Below are 18,558 nucleotides of genomic sequence, written 5' to 3'. Positions count from 1 at the left end.
GCTTTTAACCATGGCAATATATTTCTACACCCACTCCGATACAAAAATTGCTGATGATACAAAAACAGTTTATATAACAAAGGATCAAAACAGTTTTAAACTTTATAGAAATGGTGCTCCTTTTAAGATTAGAGGTGCTTCTGGTCATCATTATCTAAATTCTTTATCTGAAATTGGCGCCAATACTATTCGTGTTTACGACTCAATTAGTGAAGCCCTACTTGATGAGGCTCATCAAAATAATTTAGCAGTAATAATTGATATTCCTCTACCTAAATATAATAAGGAGTACAATTTTTATTCTGATGAAAAAAAGACTAATGAACTAAAGGATAGTATCAAGACAGTGGTGAACAAGTATAAAAAACATCCAGCGCTTTTGTTTTGGAACTTAGGGAATGAACTTGATTATCCATTGGTGTTTAGAAAGAATGCTTTTATAAACACGTTCAATGAGCTCATTGATATGATACATAAGGAAGATCCAAATCATCCCGTAGGCACATGTTTGATTCCATCAAGAACGCAAACCCTAAGCATTCATTTACATTCTCCACAATTAGATGTGATCGGTTTTAATGCCTTTGGAAATCTTAAAATGATAAAGCCACTAATGAAAAAAATTGCAATTGTAACTAATGTGCTGCCTTATTATATAAGTGAATATGGCAGCAATGGACCATGGGAAGAAACCATGACGCCATGGTTGGTTCCTATAGAGCAAACAAGTACAAAAAAAGCAGAGCAATATGTTGAACTGTATAATGCAAATATTCTTAAAGACGAAGCATCATTAGGGGATTTAGCGTTTTTCTGGGGACAAAAACAAGAACACACGCATACCTGGTTTAGTGTTTTTGATGAAGATGGAAGAAAATCACAGGTCTTCTATAGTTTAAAATCGCTTTGGGGTGCTCCAAAAAACGAAAATGATTGGCCACCACAAATTAAATATATGCTTATAGATAACCAAGGCGCAAATGATACATTGATTTATAGTGCCAATGAAATTAAAACCGCTAAGATTATAATGGAAAGTCCATTGGACACAACCTATCAATTTAAGTGGGAGGTTTTTAATGAAGGGTGGAACTATAATCAAACGGAAAACGAGAGGCAACCAAAAAAACTATCCATACGTATTATTGAAAAGAAGGCAAATTCCTTAACATTTAATATACCCGACAAAGAAGGTCCTTTTAGGATTTTTGCCTATGTATACGATGGAAAAGGAAATTTCGCTACAGCAAACATCCCCTTTTATGTTTTAAAGAAATGACCGACCATAACATTATAAAAAGCCCAAGTAAAAAGGAACTCCTTATTCTCCGTTCAATTATTGTGATTGCACTGTTGAGTTTGCTTAACTTCTTTTATTGGTTTATTCAGCCCGAATTGATTGAAACCCCATTTTTATTCGTTTTACTGACCGCTGTAATTCTATTTGATACCTTACGAATTGTATATATATGGTATCATTACTGGAATATTAGCATTCCTAAAAAACCCATATCTAAGAAACAATTTACGGTAGATGTTCTTACTACGTATTTCCCTGGCGAACCTTATGAAATGACTACCCAGACGCTTTTAGCCATAAAAAAAATGGGTTACCCTCACACAACTTTTTTATGCGATGAAGCTAATGATGCTTTTTTAAAGAATTTTTGTAAGGAAAATGATATTATCCATGTCACAAGAACTAATAGGATCAACGCAAAAGCGGGCAATATTAACAATGCTTTATTACAAGCCACTGGAGATTTATGCCTTATTTTAGATCCTGATCACATTCCGAAATCCAATTTTTTGGAAGAAATTATTCCGTATTTTGATGAAGATGCCATAGGGTTCGTACAAACAGTTCAGGCTTATTATAATGTCGATGAATCTTACGTTGCGGAAGGCGCAGCGCAACAAACCTTTCATTTTTATGGACCTATGATGATGTCCATGAATTCATATGGAACAGTTAATGCCATTGGTGCCAATTGTATTTTCAGACGCAAGGCTTTAGACTCAATTGGCGGACATGCGGCGGGATTATCTGAGGATATGCATACAGCCATGCAATTGCATGCTAAAGGATGGAAATCTATATATGTGCCTGAAGTTTTTACAAAAGGATTGGTTCCTGCATCTTTAACGGCGTACTATAAGCAGCAATTAAAATGGTCAAGAGGTACCTTAGAATTATTGGTTTCAGTGTATCCCAAACTTTTTAAAAAATTTAGTTGGAGACAAAAATTACATTATGGTATATTGCCTCTTCATTACCTATCAGGTCTATTCTTTCTGATAGGTTTTTTAATTCCCATTTTATCGTTATTTAATGCTTCCCTGCCCTGGAAAGGAAATGTTATAAGGTTTGGACTTATTTATATGCCCGTATTAATTTCTATAATATGCATTAGAGTGTATGTGCAAAAATGGGTGATGTATAAAAGTGAACGTGGCATACATTTACAGGGTGGATTATTATTAATGTGTACCTGGTGGATCTTTCTGTTAGGTTTTATATATACTATCATCAGAAAAAAAGTGCCTTACCTACCAACGCCCAAAGATGATAAAGAGGTAACTAGTTTCAAAATAGTAATACCCAACTTAATTATTGGCATCATATCAATAATTGCTGTTTTTTATGGCCTGTATCTGGATTTTACACCATTTTCAATAGTCATGTCTGGCTTTGCGTTGCTCAATGCCTTTTTCATGTTTTATACTTTGGTTTATGCCTATAGTGAAAATAAATCTGTTGAATCAGCCACGGCTCATCATCATATCGTTTATACTAATGCAATGAGAAATGGAGTTTTTAACTTTTTCAACAAATCCGCACTCATTTTAACTTTGTTTTTTGTGATCAGTTGTGCTGGCCTTCAATATTATGGAGACTATGTAAAGTGGGGAGGAGTTACCCCAGAAAAAAATGTGATAAATACTATCAATTATGTAGGTGTTTTCGCTCCTAAAGAAGATAGTGGTCTAACAGATATGGTTGATGTTGATAAACTATCCACAATGGTTGATAATGAATTCAATCTAATTTCGCTGTACGTAGCATGGGATAAATATTTTGAAAATAGTTTTCCCGATGACTTAATCGCAACTATCTATGATCAAAAATCCATGCCAGTAATCACTTGGGAACCTTGGTTAAACACATTTGGTAGCGAAATAAATGGTCAGCACGTTTACGACCTTATAGAAAATGGTTATTTCGACAATTATTTTGTACGTTTTGCAAATAAGCTTAGAGAAATAAATAAACCTATTTTCTTAAGATTTGCCCACGAATTTGACAATCCTTTTTATCCTTGGTATATGTACGGAAATACTGCGCCAGAAAAGTTTAAATCGGCATGGATCCATACCTATGAAATTTTTAAGAAAGAGGGGGCAGACAATGTTATATGGATATGGAACCCGTGGAAATCAAAAAATATAAATTCCTATTATCCTGGTAAAGCCTATGTAGATTGGATCGGAGTTAATATTTTAAATTATGGAAAATTAAATGCGGATGGTAAGTGGCAAGAATTTGATTCTTTGTACATGCCATTTCATAATAAATTTAAAAAACTTCCTTCGACACCTGTAATCATTTCTGAATTTGGTTCATTAAAAAATGATTCCAATGAAATTTCCTCAAACTGGATAGATAATGCAGTCACCTCCATTGAAACTGATTTTAAGGAAATAAAATCAATTATATATTTTAATAGTAAATATGATAATAATTGGCCATCTGGCGAAAAATACAATGATTATTTAGATTGGTCCATAACTTCAAAACAAACTACAATTAACATGTTTGCTAAGAAGGATGTACCGGATTATATTCCAAAGCCACTACCCCAAGGTAAGACCACAATCCCGGAGATTAATACAAATGAGGTAAAGATGCCTTACATAAGAGGAATCAATCTTAAACAAGGGCATAATTGGGAAAATGATTACCATGTTTTAAATAGGAAGAAATTAATTTCTGATTTTAAAAACCTTAAAAGTCTAGGAATAAATACCATAAAATATCAAGACAATTCTATTTATAATTACAATGTTTTAGAAATCAGTAAAATTTGTGGTTTAAATATTTCTTATAGTTTCTGGATCCCTGAAAACCTCGATTTTATGGTGGATTCTTTAAAAACTGAAGCCTTAAAATCGGACATCATTAAATCAATTAGTGCTCTCAAAGATTCCAACAACATTATTTCTTGGCATATTGAAAATGATATTCAATACAATCAAAACAACTTTTACCATAAACCTTCAATTCTTTATCAAAATAGATCATACATATTATGGCTAAAAAATTTAGTTGCTGAAATAAAAAAAATAGATGCTAAACGTCCTTTGATAGTTGATGTTGAAGTTAACCAACATTCTATATTTCATATCAATCGGATACTATCAAACATAAAAAATATTGATGCTATAGGGCTGTTGGTTAAGGATCCTGAGTATTTAGATGATGTGGTTGCATATTTAAAAGAAATAAAAAAGCAGTATATTTTAAGCGGAATAGAAAGTGATTTCTTAGAAGATCATAATATTGTAAGAAATAAAACCCCCTTCTTTATTATGTCTTGGCAAGACAAACATGAGAGTAATAAACTTGATTTTGATGGAATAGTCGATAGAAAAGGTAGGTATAAACCATCATATGCAACACTTTCAGCTCAATTAAATCAGAATAGTAGTAAGATTGAATTGCCTAAAATTAAAATCTTCAAACCCGCGAAGTTAATTTATGATGATAAAACTTACACTTTTCATGCTATGGTATATCAAAAGGATGAGGGGTGGCAATTTGCCTCTAAAATTAAGGGTTTAAGGTATGAGTGGTCATTGGTGAAATGTGACGCATATGGAAACTATCTTGCAATAAAGGACATAGGAGTGGATGCGAAAATATCATTAAAAATACCGAAAAACCATAATCATTATAGATTGTACTTAACAATTATCAATGGTGATTATGTTTCAACAGATATCACCAGTCTCCATACACCATTAATTGTAAAATGATTTTATTCTTTGACGGTTGAATGTTTGGTATCGTTAAATTATATTCGGTTTATCTATTCAATTACAAATTTTAAAATGAATAAATAGAAATATAAGAGACTGCTGAGTAATTGCAAACTCGCCAATAATTTGATCTTGCTCAGCAACCGGCAGACTTAAAGATATGTGTGCATGCGTATTTTTCACAATAAGAATTATTTTTTTGACATAACTATATATTACCGATAAGATAGATATGAGCAGAAAACAAATAGTGTTAACTTTATAGTATAGACACCTGAACGATGGGTTCGCCGATAACCACCTTAAAAACACATAATTCCTTATCGTTGAAATCTAAAAATGATTAAGGCTAAGGAGGTCAATGAAAAATGCTTCTCTTGATAATCCTGAATTTTCTGTTTCAATAAATAAACCACACTTTGGAAAAGGTAATCCGAAAGCTAAAAAAACAGGCTTATCAAATTGTGATGACGAATTTTAAAAAATAGGTAACGGCCATGAAAAAAATATTTACAAATATCTCACGCGTCGTCTGGATACTTTCTTTGGTAAGTATGTTTGCTGATATCGCAAGCGAAATGCTTTACCCCATTATTCCCGTTTATCTGCAGAGTATCGGTTTTTCGATATTTCTGATAGGCTTGCTGGAAGGTGTTGCTGAAGCGACTTCCGGATTGAGCAAAGGTTATTTTGGCAATTGGAGCGACAGGATTGGCAGGCGAATGCCGTTTGTGCGGATGGGGTATTTTTTAAGCGCCATAGCCAAACCGATGATGGCTGTTTTTATATTTCCGGTATGGGTGTTTTTTGCAAGAACTATTGATCGACTTGGAAAAGGTTCGCGCACGGCTCCAAGAGATGCAATTCTTTCAGACGAATCTACATTCAAGACTAAAGGGCAGGTATTCAGTTTTCATCGAGGGTGGGATACTTTAGGAGCGGTCTTTGGCCCTGCGTTAGCCTTGTTGTTCCTGCATTTTTATCCAGGGAAACTCGCATGGCTTTTTTATATAGCGTTTGTACCTGCCATTATTTCGGTGGCGTTTACCTATTTTATTAAGGAAAAGCCTGTACTACCACAAGAGCAAAAAGGAGCACCAGGTTTTTTTTCATATTTTAAATATTGGAAAGTGTCAACGCCCGCTTACAAAAAGTTGATGATCGGATTAGTCGCATTTGCTCTTTTTAATAGTTCTGATATGTTATTATTGCTCAGAGTGAACGAGGCAACGGGGAACGAGAACCACGTGATTATGGTATACATTTTTTACAACCTGGTGTATGCGCTCTTGGCATTTCCTTTAGGCTTATTGGCGGACCATTTGGGCCTCAAAAAGATCTTTCTTTTTGGTTTAATTCTTTTTTCTGGTATTTATTTTGGAATGGCTGAGGCGAGCACCAACTCCTTGTTTTATGTACTGTTCGGGATTTATGGAATATATATGGCAGCTACCGAGGGAATTTCGAAAGCGTGGGTGGCGAGCCTCTGTAAAAAAGAAGAAGTAGGTACGGGAATTGGGCTTTTTGTAGCACTGCAAAGCATCGCCTTGATGATTGCTAGCGCCTTGGCAGGATTATTATGGACCTACTACGGGGCAGCGGTGGCCTTTATGTTAACGGCTATGATGAGTGTCTTGGTATTTGTGTTTATTTTGATTTTTGTTAATAAACCTGAAAGCCAAGAGAAAACCCAATAATGATTTGATGAATAAAGGCCTTAAAGATATAGCGTACCATAAAATTTCAGTTTCAGTGGATGGTAGTGAATTCCATCGCACCCATTATAAAATAAAAATGTAGGATTACCACCTACATTCATAAAAATTGATACTTTGTATTAGAATTTATATGTAAGGTTTAAAAAATGGGCTTGAATCATATTTTTTGTTGTCTTTGTGTTTTGTCGAGACACCTTATTGTTGTAATTTATCTTTTGAATGGAACAATCAACGAATCTAAACTTGCTTTTAGTTTTTCTTCGAGCGAATGCCTCTTGACCTTTTTCCTTTTATCATCCCATTGTGTTTTTTCAACCGAAACACCAGAATCAATGTAGGGCTCAATTTTGAGCCTAAACAATTGTGTCCCATTTATCTTTAGGTAAGGCGATAGATAATAGCTGAAATTAATTAGTTCAGTATTAGTTCGAAAAACAAACAAATACCAACAATCATTCGCTTCTGATAATAAGTTTATACTTGTGATTAACAGTGCTTTACGTCTTTACTCCTCCATCGTATGATACACGTTCTGGACGTCATCATCTTCTTCCAATCTTTCTAAAAGCTTTTCAACATCTTCAACTTCTTCAGCTGTCAACTTTTTAGTTACTTGTGGAATACGTTCAAAGCCAGAGGACAAAATTTCAAGACCTCGTTTCTCCAATTCCGATTGAATGGCACCAAAACTTTCAAAAGGGGCATAGATCAAGATCCCATCATCATCCTTAAAAACTTCATCTGCTCCGAAATCGATAAACTCCAATTCTAATTCTTCCGGATCTAAACCTTCGGCGGCAATTCTGAAATTACAGGTATGGTCAAACATAAATACGACAGAACCTGAAGTTCCCAAGTTCCCATGACATTTATTGAAATAACTGCGCACGTTGGCGACCGTTCTGGTATTGTTGTCTGTAGCTGTTTCTACTAAAATGGCAATCCCGTGCGGTGCATAGCCTTCAAAGAGCACTTCTTTAAAATCGCCCAAACTTTTATCTGATGCTCTCTTAATCGCACGTTCCACATTGTCTTTTGGCATGTTTACGGCCTTGGCATTTTGGATAACGGCCCGTAAGCGTGCGTTGGTATCAGGATCAGGACCACCGTCTTTCACGGCCATTACAATGTCTTTGCCGATACGTGTAAAGGCTTTACTCATTGCTGACCAACGTTTCATTTTACGTGCTTTACGAAATTCAAAAGCTCTTCCCATTCTTGTAAGTTCTAATTTTTAAGTTTAATATTCAGTATTTCAGTTATCAGTCTCCAGTCTCCAGTCTCCAGTATTCAGTCATCGGTCATCGGTCATCGGTCATCGGTCATCGGTCTTCGGTCTTCGGTCTTCGGTCATTGTGCATCTTTCTCCCAAATTCTGAGCAAATTTAAAAAAATTCATGTCATTAGTGCGATGTATCCAATGAAAAAACAATAGGTCAATTATATTTAATGTTCTTAATATCGCTCAAAATTGCCAGTGCTTCATGAATGTAAATATCAGTCGAAATATCTTCAATCTGACTTTCGTTAAGCTTCATTTGATCAACATCCCATAATTTATTGGTGGTTTCTGCGGTGTTTTTCACCAGTATTCTTTGAGTCTTAAAATCGAGTGTTTTGTAAAGTGTAATCCATAAATCATTATAAGTCTGTACATCATCATAAATGTTGCCGAGAGTTAAAGGATAATTTAAATCTCTATCCATATAATTAGATAAGAGCTTAGTGTTCATGTCTTTGATTGCCGTAAAATTGCTATTGCTCTCGACACGGAACTTGCTTTTAGACTGGATTGCAGGCATAGGAATTTGTTTATAGGCGCGATGTTTCATGAATGGAACGATGGTGTCATTGGACAGTGCAAATGGACTATAAGCTTCACTGGTTTTAAAATCGTCATATAACGACGGTAAGATAATATCGGGGACAACACCAATCGATTGGTGGCTTTTTCCGGTAACCCGATAGAATTTCTCAACGGTTAGTTTACAAAACCCCAATTCGTCAGTATCGCTTAAGGGTACAATAATTTGTGCTGATGCCTTTCCATGACTTGGAGAGCCCACAATAATGGCGCGATTATAATCTTGCATGGCGGCTGCAAAAAACTCCGCGGCAGAGGCACTGTAATTATCGATAAGGATGACGATGGGCTTGTTGAAAAATGAGCCTTTAATGCCGTCTTCTATTGTAAAAGTATCGCCATTTCCAAATTTCAAAATCGCCAAAGGTCCTTTGTTTATGAATAATCCGGAAAGGTTCGAGGCTTCTTTCATGGAACCTCCACCATTGAACCTTAAGTCCAACACTAAACCTTTAATGTTTTTATTATCAATTAATTGTAATTGAGTGGCAACGTCATAGGTTAAGCCAATGCCGCTGGGCGAATCAAAATCTGTATAAAAACTAGGAATCTTTAGATAGGCGTAATCTGATTTTTTATGGAGTAGAAATACTCTACAGGAATTCTCTACAACTTTCAGTTCGGTTTTTGTGAGTGGGATATCGTGAACGGCTCCATTTTGCTTCTTGATTTTAAAGATGATGGTTTCATTTTTTTCATTAGAAGTAAAAGCGGCAATATCTTCATTGGACACGCATAAGGTTTCTAATATTTGTGTGGGAGACGTTAAGGATTTGATCACATCATTCTCGTCAAAATTACCGTTTAAAGAGGCTGCACTTCCAGGTGCAATATAAGCGATGACAATATCGCCATTCTTGTCTTTTGCGGTATCAATTCCGAAAGTTAACTGATGATTGGACACAGAGTCTTCAAACTGTGATTTATCTGAATCATTATAAAAAAACGAATTGGGATCTTGATAATTGGCAAAAGCATTTAAAAAGGCTTCTTTTACAAAATTAGTGATATCACCATTTTTATGAAGAAATTCATCTAGCAAACAAATTTGATTTTGAATGATTTTTGGTTTGATCTCCGCTTCTAGAACTTTGAAGTTTTTTTCTAAATTAGAAAGCGAACTGTCCTGTTCAACCAAATAATCCAAAATAAAATAACTCAGGCGTTTGTTCCAATATTTTTTGAACGCTGCATCATCTTTATAGTAATCAAAATCAGGCTTTGATTTAAAATAAAGTGTATCCTTACCGGAATAATCAAAAACCACATCGTTTAATGTGTTAATGTAGGTTTTGGAAGCTTCAATACGTTGTTGAAGTATCGCGCTATACTTCTCTATAAAATCACAATTGCCCGAACTTATGGCATCATCCAGTTGATATTCATCGGTTTTAAATAACTGGATGTCAGCTTCATGAAAAAAACGTTTACCTTCATCCAATCGCTCCAAAAACAAATTAAAAACACCCTTTGAGAGACTGTCGTTAAGTGGTTTTGGGCGAAAATGATGTTGCTGAATGCGTTGGTGCAAGGCATTTAATTGATCACAAAAAACAGGGTCCTTTTGCCCATAAGTCCATGAAACGACCAAACTAAGAGCAATTATAAGTCGCCTTTTAAGCATAATTTATAAGCGCGTTTTTACTATTCTTGAACTTCGACAATCGCTTCAATAGCTTCAGCAAGTTTAAAATCTTTCGCCGTAACCCCTTTGGCGCTGTGAGTAGACAACTTGATGGTTAGCATATTGTACACATTGGTCCAATCTGGATGGTGGTTTTGCGCTTCACATTCAAAGGCAATACGACTCATGGCGCTAAAACAATCTTTAAAATTGTCGAATTCAAATTCCGCGTGAAGGGCATTATCATAATATTCCCAATCAGGAAGGTGTAATAATTTCTTTTCAATGGTTTCTTCAGATAATAGAGACATAATTTCGATATTTAAGTTTCTTAAAATTATAAATTATAATTGACAAATTCTAAGACTAAGGCTTATAATTCATGTAATTATCCAATTCTTCAAGAAGCTCCACACTACTAATCTGTAGATGTTTTGGGAGTTTATTTGTTTTTGGCATCACGGCTAAATAACGATCGTCATTGGTGGTGTATACCTGTTTGAAATGTACTTGATTGGAAGTCAACAAAGCCACCATTTCCTTTATAAAGTCGTCATGATGCACTAAGTCGGAACTTCCCAAATGAAATATGCCATTTTTGTTTCTGTTAATGATATAGTGGATTTGCTGTGTCATCTTAAAATCGGTAGTGACATTCATAATCAGATTCGGAAATAATTCAATAGGCAGTTTTTCTTGAATATGCTGTTTGATTTCTTTAAGTCGCGGTGATTGGGTGCCAAATACCATGGGCAGTCTGACAATGACCACTTTTGTTTTTGGTAAGCGCAGGAACATATTTTCAATCTTGATCTTGAAGTGTCCGTAAATACTTTCACTTAAGGTTTTATCATCTTCATAACTCGGATATTTGCTATAGGCGTCAAATACATTGGCAGAGGAGAAGAAGATGATTTTACAATTATGTGCGGCCACATATTCAGCCATATGCTGATGGGCAATCACCTGTGCATGAAATTCGCCACGTAAACAGGAAATAATGATCGAAGGTTTAACGATTTCGAGAATTTCAAAAACATCATCTTCCTCTACACGGTATTGAAAAAAGTGCTGATTGTTCTCATACATCTTGTTTGCAATGTGATAAGTGCCGAAAGTATTAAAGTAAGGCCCCAATTCTTTATACAAGGCATTCCCAATAAAGCCACTGGCGCCAAGGATAAGAATGCGATGTTTGTTGTCTGGGGTCATCATAAATTAATAACGAATTATTTAATAACGGCTAATTTGTCTATATCTGATATCCTCTATAAAAATTTGAATCTCAACACGGAATGATCTGATTTATCAAGACACAGATCATTTATCGGTATTGCTATAATTGAGTAGGCAAAAGTGTGACACGATCATTTTGTCAACACTTTTGCCCATTAAGTTTACTTCAAAATAGAATAAATTCTGCGTTATGCTTTATAAAACGGCGTTTTTACGATCGTCGCTGGAACTGCGTTTTTTCTGATTTGAATATAAATTTTATTACCAACTTCAGACATGTGAGTTGGAACATAACCTAAGCCGATGCCTTTATGCAATGAAGGCGACATGGTGCCCGACGTAACCACGCCAACAACATTACCTTGGTCGTCAACAATATCATAACCTTGACGTGGAATGCCTTTTTCATCCAGTTCAAAACCAATTAATTTTGTTTTTGGTCCGTTTTCCTTTTCTGCTTTAAGTGCTTCGCTATTGGTAAAATCCTTGGTAAATTTTGTAACCCAACCTAATCCGGCAGCGATAGGAGAGATGGTTTCATCAATATCATTGCCATACAGACAATAGCCCATTTCCAAACGCAAGGTATCACGTGCAGCCAATCCAATTGGTTTGATGCCGTATTTTGCTCCAGCTTCAAAAACTTTATCCCAAATTTGTTTTACTTCTGAATTCTTACAGTAGATTTCAAATCCGCCACTTCCTGTATAACCTGTTGCAGAAATGATTACATTATCAATGCCTGCAAAATCTCCCACTACAAAGTTGTAAAACTTAAGTTCTGAAAGATTATGACTTGTTAAACTTTGCATGGCTTCAACTGCTTTTGGCCCTTGAATCGCCAATAAGGAATACTCAGGTGAAAGGTCTTTCACGATTGCCCCAACATCATTTTTAGACGTAATCCAATTCCAATCCTTTTCAATATTACTTGCATTTACAACCAATAGATAGGATTCTTCCTCCATTTTATAAATGATCAAATCATCTACAACACCACCAGTTTCATTCGGCAAATAGCTGTATTGAGCTTTTCCAATAGTTAATTTTGAAGCATCGTTACTACAAACTTTTTGGATCAACTCCAAAGCATGTGGTCCTTCAATTAAAAATTCGCCCATATGGGACACATCAAAAACACCGACGCCATTTCTAACAGTTTCGTGTTCAGCGCTGACGCCTTCATATTGAACTGGCATATTAAATCCTGCATAAGGCACCAATTTGGCTCCAAGAGCCTCGTGTGTTGATTTTAAGGTTATGTCTTTCATATATTATTTTTTTATTTCCGCAAAAGCGAAAAATTTGTTTAAAAATTCTTGGTTAAAAAATAAACTAAGACAATAATGAAGGATAGTATGATGAACGCGTAAAATATTCCTTTTTTCAAGCTCATATTAGAAACTATAGTTTCAATAGTATGGCCGAAAAACTTAATAATTTCTACTCATATCCCCTCCATAATTGCACGGCAAAAGTATCGAAAATTATTTGGTTTAAAAATGAAGCTTCCGATTATAATTTGTTAATCGATGGCTTTGATCATTAGCGCTCTCAATCTTAATTGGAACGGATGATTAATGGAAATTAAAGTGTCACAAAACCTAAGAATTGTCATGAAAAAAGAGGCGTATGGCCTCTTTCTGTTAAAAGATTGAATTGAGAAGAACCTCTTTCAATTCGTCATAGTGTGTTATTGGAATTGATTTTTTCTTCTTGTCCATGACGGCTTCAATTTGTGGTGGAAGTGCAATGTTTTCTTTAATCACCTCGGTTACAATATCCAGGAATTTTGTAGGATGTGCGGTTTCTAAAAACACACAATGTGCATTGGGGTTGTTTTTCAAATACGCCTTACAGCCCAAATAACCAACAGCGCCATGTGGATCTGCAACATATCCGAAATCCTCGTATAATTCTTTTAAGGCTTCTCGGGTGTCATCATCAGAAAAACTATAAGAGGACAAATTAGATTTTAGCGCATTAAAGTTGTTTTTATAAATCTCTTGAATCCTGATAAAATTACTCGGATTACCGACGTCCATTGCATTGCTGATGGTTTGTACGGATGGCTTTGGTTGGTAAAGTTGAGTAGTGAGATATTCCGTTACCACATTGTTTTCATTATTTGAAGCGATAAAATGATGAATGGGCAAACCTAGTTGTTGTGCCATCATTCCGGCGCAGATATTCCCGAAGTTCCCACTTGGAACCGAAAACACAATGTTTTTATGTGTTTTATGAAGTTGTTTATAGGCAAAAAAGAAATAGAACATTTGTGGCAACCAACGCGCAACATTGATTGAGTTTGCCGATGTCAATTGCATAATACTAGTCAATTCTTCATCTAAAAATGCACGTTTGACCATATCTTGGCAATCATCAAATACGCCATCCACCTCTAAAGCGGTAATGTTCTGTTTAAGCGTCGTCAATTGTTTTTCTTGGATATCGCTTACTTTTCCGCTGGGATATAAAATGACGACTTCAACACCTTTAACTCCCAAAAAACCATGGGCCACAGCGCCGCCAGTATCTCCCGAAGTCGCCACCAAAACGGTCACTTCTTTGGTGTTGTTCTGATTGAAGTAGCCTAAACAACGTGCCATAAATCGAGCGCCAACATCTTTAAAGGCCATCGTTGGTCCGTGAAACAATTCTAAAGTAGAGATGTTTTTATTAATCTCCACAACTGGAAAATCAAACGACAAGGTTTCTGCAATAATTTCTTTTAAAACAGCCTCAGGAATATCAGGACTTACAAATTGCTTTATCGCTTCAAAAGCAATTTCTTCATAAGGTAGCTCATCTATTTTTTCAAAAAAAGAAGCGGGGAGCGGTGTAATATGTTCAGGAAAGTAAAGTCCTTTATCTGGTGCAATGCCTCTAATAACTGCTTCTTTAAATGACGCGTTTGGGGCTTTTTTGTTGAGTGAGTAGTAGTTCATGTTAATTGACGTGAGACCGGAGACGGATGACCGGAGTCAGTGTCGATAGGTCATTTATTTTTATTTAATTTTATTTCTAAATGCGATCATCATATTCATCAATTCATAAGATTTTTGATATAAATTGTCGAACTGAGTTATATTTAAATAATTTCTTTTATTTGCTTTATAAAGACAAGTCACGACTTCAGCTAAGGAGCGGATGGCGTAACCTATAAATTTCTTTTGTTCAGGATTGCTTTGTCCAATTGAACCTTCTGAAATATTCAATGCTATAGAATCAGCAGCACGTCTTATTTGTGAAGATAAATTAAACCTCTCTTTATCAGGAAAGGCTTCTGTCAAAACATCAATTTCCTCACCCAAATCCATGGCTTTTTGCCAAATAATCAGTTTTTCAAATTTAAATTTATGCATAATTCATGATTGTTTCCTATACCTCCTCGGTCATCGGTCACCCGTCATCGGTCACCCGTCATCGGTCACCCGTCATCGGTCCATAATTATAAAACTCTAATTCCTTCCGTATTGATCCGCGACACATGCGTCTCAAATGCAATGTCCGTTTTCGCATAAACCGCTCGCATCGCATTTTCTACGCTTTTCGCATTCTCTAGACCTCTAGAAAGTGCAAAAACAGATGGTCCGGCACCGGAAATGCTTGTACCTAAAGCACCATTAGCAAGTGCCGCAGCTTTTACCTCTGCAAAATGTGGAATCAGTCTACTTCTGTGCGGTTCTATGATAACATCTTGTAATGCTCTTTTTAAAAGGTCGTAATCATTGGTATGAAGCGCATGAACAAAACTCCCTAAATTGGCCCATTGTGTGATGGCATCTTTTAAAGGGAATTCCTTAGGTAAAATTCCTCGGGCGTCTGAAGTCTTGATTTCTATTTGTGGATGAATAATGGTCGCGTAAATATCCTTTGGGGTTGGTAATTGTAAAATTTCCAAAGGCATAGTGCTTCTTACTAAGGTAAAGCCTCCAAAAATTCCTGGCGCCAAATTATCAGCATGCTCACTGCCGCTGGCCAAAGCTTCGCCTTTCATAGCGAAATCGGTAACTTGGGTTTTATTATATGGGCGTCCTAAAAGTTCGTTGATGGCAAACACACTTCCGGCAGCACTGGCGCTACTGCTGCCAATCCCGCTTCCTGGTTTAATTTTTTTGTAGATCTCAATCTCAAAGCCAAAATCAGGTTGGGCATGCGCAATCATTGCTAAAGCGGAAACGCCAGCGACATTTTTTTCTGGATCAAGCGGCAAATCAAACCCTTCGATTTTAGTAATGACAATGCCTTTTTTTGCTGTTTTTCTGATGATCATCTCATCGCCAATCGTATCCAAGCAAAAGCCGAGCACATCAAATCCGCAGGATACATTGGCCACCGTTGCCGGTGAGAATATTTTGATTTCATTTTTAATCACAAGCTTTATTTAAAATTGTTGATTGCTGATTGTTGATTTTCCCGAATGTGTCGACCGCCAACTGTGGACTGCCAACTGTGGACTGCCAACTGAAGACTGAAAACTGCCGACTAGTTTCCGATCCTAATAATATCCGCGAACAACCCAGAAGCTGTGACATCAGCGCCTGCGCCTGCACCTTTAATGATCATCGGTTGTTCAGGGTAGCGCTGTGTATAAAACATGACGATGTTATCTTTTCCTTTCAAATTGTAGAAGGGATGATCTTTCGGAATTTCCCTCAAGCTCACTTTAGCCTTTTTACCGTCAAATTCTGCGACATATTTCAGTTGACAGTCGTTCTTTTTAGCTGAGGCGTAAAGTTTTTGAAAGTGTGTTTCATCTGCAATTAAAGTGTTGTAAAAATCATCCACCGAATCACTTTTTAAATTATTATCTGTTAAAAACGAGGTGTTTTCAATATCCTCCAAATTCATTGGAGTGCCACTTTCTCGTGCCAAAATCAAAATTTTTCGGGCGACATCCACACCGCTCAAATCGATTCGTGGATCTGGTTCGGTATAACCTTCTTTCTGCGCTTGTTTGACGACATCGTGAAATTTGGAAGTATCATCAAAATTATTAAATACAAAGTTCAAGCTTCCAGAAAGTACCGCTTGAATAGAAGTTATTCTATCTCCAGAATTAATTAAATGATTTAAAGTGTCGATTATTGGTAAGCCTGCGCCAACATTGGTTTCAAACAAAAATGGTGCATTGTACTTTACCGACAATTTTTTGAGATTGCTATAGTTTTCAAAGGTGCTGGAACAGGCAATTTTATTACAGGCTACGACTGCAATACTTTCTTTAAGATACTCCGCATAAATTTTTGAAACATCCTCATTTGCGGTCACATCCACAAATATACTGTTACGTAAATTGAGACTTTTGATCCGTTCTAAAAAGCCTTCCAAAGTAGCTTTTTCGCTTAAGGCCAAATCCTCTTTCCAGGATTTTAAAGACAGTCCAGATTCATCAAAAATCATGTTTCTGGAATTTGACAAACCAATCACTCTCAAGTTGATTTTCAATTGTTCTTTTAGATGTTTTTTCTGTTGATGGATTTGCTCGACAAGTCGCTCGCCCACATTTCCAACACCAGTGATGAACACATTCAACTGCTTGGTCTGATCTTCAAAAAAACGTTCATGAATAGTATTCAATGCTTTTTTCACATCTTTTTCAGCAATCACTGCGGATATATTTTTTTCTGAAGCACCTTGGGCAATGGCTCTAATATTGATATTGTTTTGTCCCAATGTGCTAAACATTAGCCCACTGATTCCTTGGTGGTTTTTCATATTGTCACCCACTAAGGCTATGATCGATAAGTCTTTTTCAACAATAATCGGATCGATTTTATTTAAGGAAATTTCATTTTCAAAGGTCAAATTAATGCTTGCTGCTGCAACGGTTGCATCTTTTTCATCAATCCCAAAACAAATGGAATGTTCTGAAGAGGCTTGTGTAATGAAAATGACGTTAATTTTCTCCTGCGCCAAAGTTTCAAAAAGACGTTTTGAAAACCCAGGAATCCCCACCATACCTGTGCCTTGCAAAGTCAATAAAGCAATATTACTAATGTTGCTGATCGCTTTTGCAGCCTTTGAAAAGCCATTGGTCTTGTCATTTGTCACGAGCGTGCCATAAGCATCTGGGTCGGATGTGTTTTTAATATGGATCGGAATATTCAAGCTTAAAACCGGTTGAACGGATGGCGGATACAGCACTTTTGCTCCAAAATGCGAAAGTTCCATGGCCTCTTGATAAGATAGCCTTTCAATAGGGTAGGCCTGTTTGACAAGTTTTGGATTGGCCGTGTACATCCCGCTGACGTCCGTCCAAATTTCCAAGCGGTTCACTTTTAAGGCTGCTGCAATAATAGCGGCCGTAAAGTCGGAGCCACCACGTCCTAAAGTGGTAATTTCGCCAGATTCAGATTTTGAAATAAACCCAGGAAGTATGGTTATTTTTTGATCCGCATTCTTAAAATAATCAACAATATTGGCATTGGTAATTTTGAAATTAACTTCAGCCTTCGTAAAATTATTATTGGTCACGATAAGGTCCTGACTGTTTTTTCTAACCGCGTTCAAATGATAGCTTTTCATGGTCTCCGCAAGGATATAAGAAGAGAGCAATTCTCCAAAACTCACTAATTTATCTGAAGTTTTGGGAGAGAGTTCATTGATAAGATAAATGCCGTCCAACAAACTTTTTAAGCTCGCGAGTTTGTTTTCAATATACTCTTTTACAGTTTCGTTTGGCTCGGAAATGAGTTCAGATAAAAGATTTAGATGAATGGCTTTAATTTGCTTAAATTCTGAGAGATAGCTTTCATTTTTTTGTTGTGCTAATTCACCTGCTTTCAATAATTTATCAGTAATGCCGCCAACTGCTGAGACAACGCAGATAGCGGTTTCTTTTTGTGAATAATTATCGAGAATATGAATAACTTTTTTAATGTTTTCTGCGGAACCAACAGAGGTTCCTCCAAATTTTAATACGTTCATGATGTGTTGTATTCTGGATTAAATGAAAAAATAAAATGAATGGAAAAATGTTCGACGAGATAAAATATAACAATTAACCCCAAGGGGTAATAGTGTTATAAGCGGTCGTGCCTTTAGAAGAAATAAAGGTCATGAAAACATTT

At 36.1% G+C, this 18,558-nt stretch carries 12 protein-coding genes; 3 read left to right on the top strand and 9 right to left on the bottom strand.

Annotated elements, in window-relative coordinates; all coding sequences use genetic code 11:
- Positions 1-10 precede the first annotated feature (10 nt).
- The 3 genes from ACOH2D_RS00715 to ACOH2D_RS00705 all read left to right on the top strand — a co-directional run bounded on the left by ACOH2D_RS00715 (position 11) and on the right by ACOH2D_RS00705 (position 6,737).
- A complete protein-coding gene (locus ACOH2D_RS00715; protein ID WP_348035475.1) occupies positions 11-1,279 on the top strand; it encodes a glycoside hydrolase family 2 TIM barrel-domain containing protein in 1,269 nt (422 codons plus the stop codon).
- On the top strand, positions 1,276-5,037 hold the full coding sequence (locus ACOH2D_RS00710) for a glycosyltransferase family 2 protein (protein ID WP_449534091.1): 3,762 nt from the start codon (positions 1,276-1,278) through the stop codon (positions 5,035-5,037). Before ACOH2D_RS00715 ends, ACOH2D_RS00710 begins: the two co-directional genes overlap by 4 nt.
- Before the next feature lie 500 nt (positions 5,038-5,537).
- The gene (locus ACOH2D_RS00705) at positions 5,538-6,737 is read left to right on the top strand and encodes an MFS transporter (RefSeq protein WP_348035471.1); all 1,200 of its coding nucleotides are present in this window, start codon (positions 5,538-5,540) and stop codon (positions 6,735-6,737) included.
- Between the two features lie 526 nt (positions 6,738-7,263).
- Here ACOH2D_RS00705 and ACOH2D_RS00700 read toward each other — a convergent pair.
- From ACOH2D_RS00700 to thrA, 9 genes are all read right to left on the bottom strand, one after another.
- On the bottom strand, positions 7,264-7,974 hold the full coding sequence (locus ACOH2D_RS00700) for a YebC/PmpR family DNA-binding transcriptional regulator (protein ID WP_348035469.1): 711 nt from the start codon (positions 7,972-7,974) through the stop codon (positions 7,264-7,266).
- Between the two features lie 220 nt (positions 7,975-8,194).
- Positions 8,195-10,246: a S41 family peptidase gene (locus ACOH2D_RS00695; protein WP_449534090.1), complete on the bottom strand. Its 2,052-nt coding sequence runs from the start codon at positions 10,244-10,246 to the stop codon at positions 8,195-8,197.
- Between the two features lie 20 nt (positions 10,247-10,266).
- The gene (locus tag ACOH2D_RS00690; RefSeq protein WP_348035466.1) at positions 10,267-10,557 is read right to left on the bottom strand and encodes a 4a-hydroxytetrahydrobiopterin dehydratase; all 291 of its coding nucleotides are present in this window, start codon (positions 10,555-10,557) and stop codon (positions 10,267-10,269) included.
- 55 nt (positions 10,558-10,612) lie between these two features.
- Positions 10,613-11,461 (bottom strand): sugar nucleotide-binding protein, encoded by an 849-nt coding sequence (locus ACOH2D_RS00685; RefSeq protein WP_449534089.1) that lies wholly within the window; start codon positions 11,459-11,461, stop codon positions 10,613-10,615.
- 209 nt (positions 11,462-11,670) lie between these two features.
- Complete coding sequence (gcvT, locus tag ACOH2D_RS00680) at positions 11,671-12,753, bottom strand: glycine cleavage system aminomethyltransferase GcvT (RefSeq protein WP_449534088.1); 1,083 nt, start codon at positions 12,751-12,753, stop codon at positions 11,671-11,673.
- Positions 12,754-13,128: 375 nt separating this feature from the next.
- Complete coding sequence (gene thrC, locus ACOH2D_RS00675; RefSeq protein ID WP_348035461.1) at positions 13,129-14,430, bottom strand: threonine synthase; 1,302 nt, start codon at positions 14,428-14,430, stop codon at positions 13,129-13,131.
- A 60-nt stretch (positions 14,431-14,490) separates the two neighbouring features.
- A complete protein-coding gene (locus tag ACOH2D_RS00670) occupies positions 14,491-14,847 on the bottom strand; it encodes a four helix bundle protein (RefSeq protein ID WP_348035459.1) in 357 nt (118 codons plus the stop codon).
- 86 nt (positions 14,848-14,933) lie between these two features.
- A complete protein-coding gene (locus ACOH2D_RS00665) occupies positions 14,934-15,857 on the bottom strand; it encodes a homoserine kinase (RefSeq protein WP_348035488.1) in 924 nt (307 codons plus the stop codon).
- Between the two features lie 113 nt (positions 15,858-15,970).
- On the bottom strand, positions 15,971-18,415 hold the full coding sequence (gene thrA, locus ACOH2D_RS00660) for a bifunctional aspartate kinase/homoserine dehydrogenase I (protein WP_348035458.1): 2,445 nt from the start codon (positions 18,413-18,415) through the stop codon (positions 15,971-15,973).
- Between the last annotated feature and the right edge of the window lie 143 nt (positions 18,416-18,558).

Source organism: Gelidibacter sp. (genome assembly GCF_053579655.1).
Note: the sequence above shows the minus strand (reverse complement) of the source record. Positions and strands in the feature narration are given on the sequence as shown.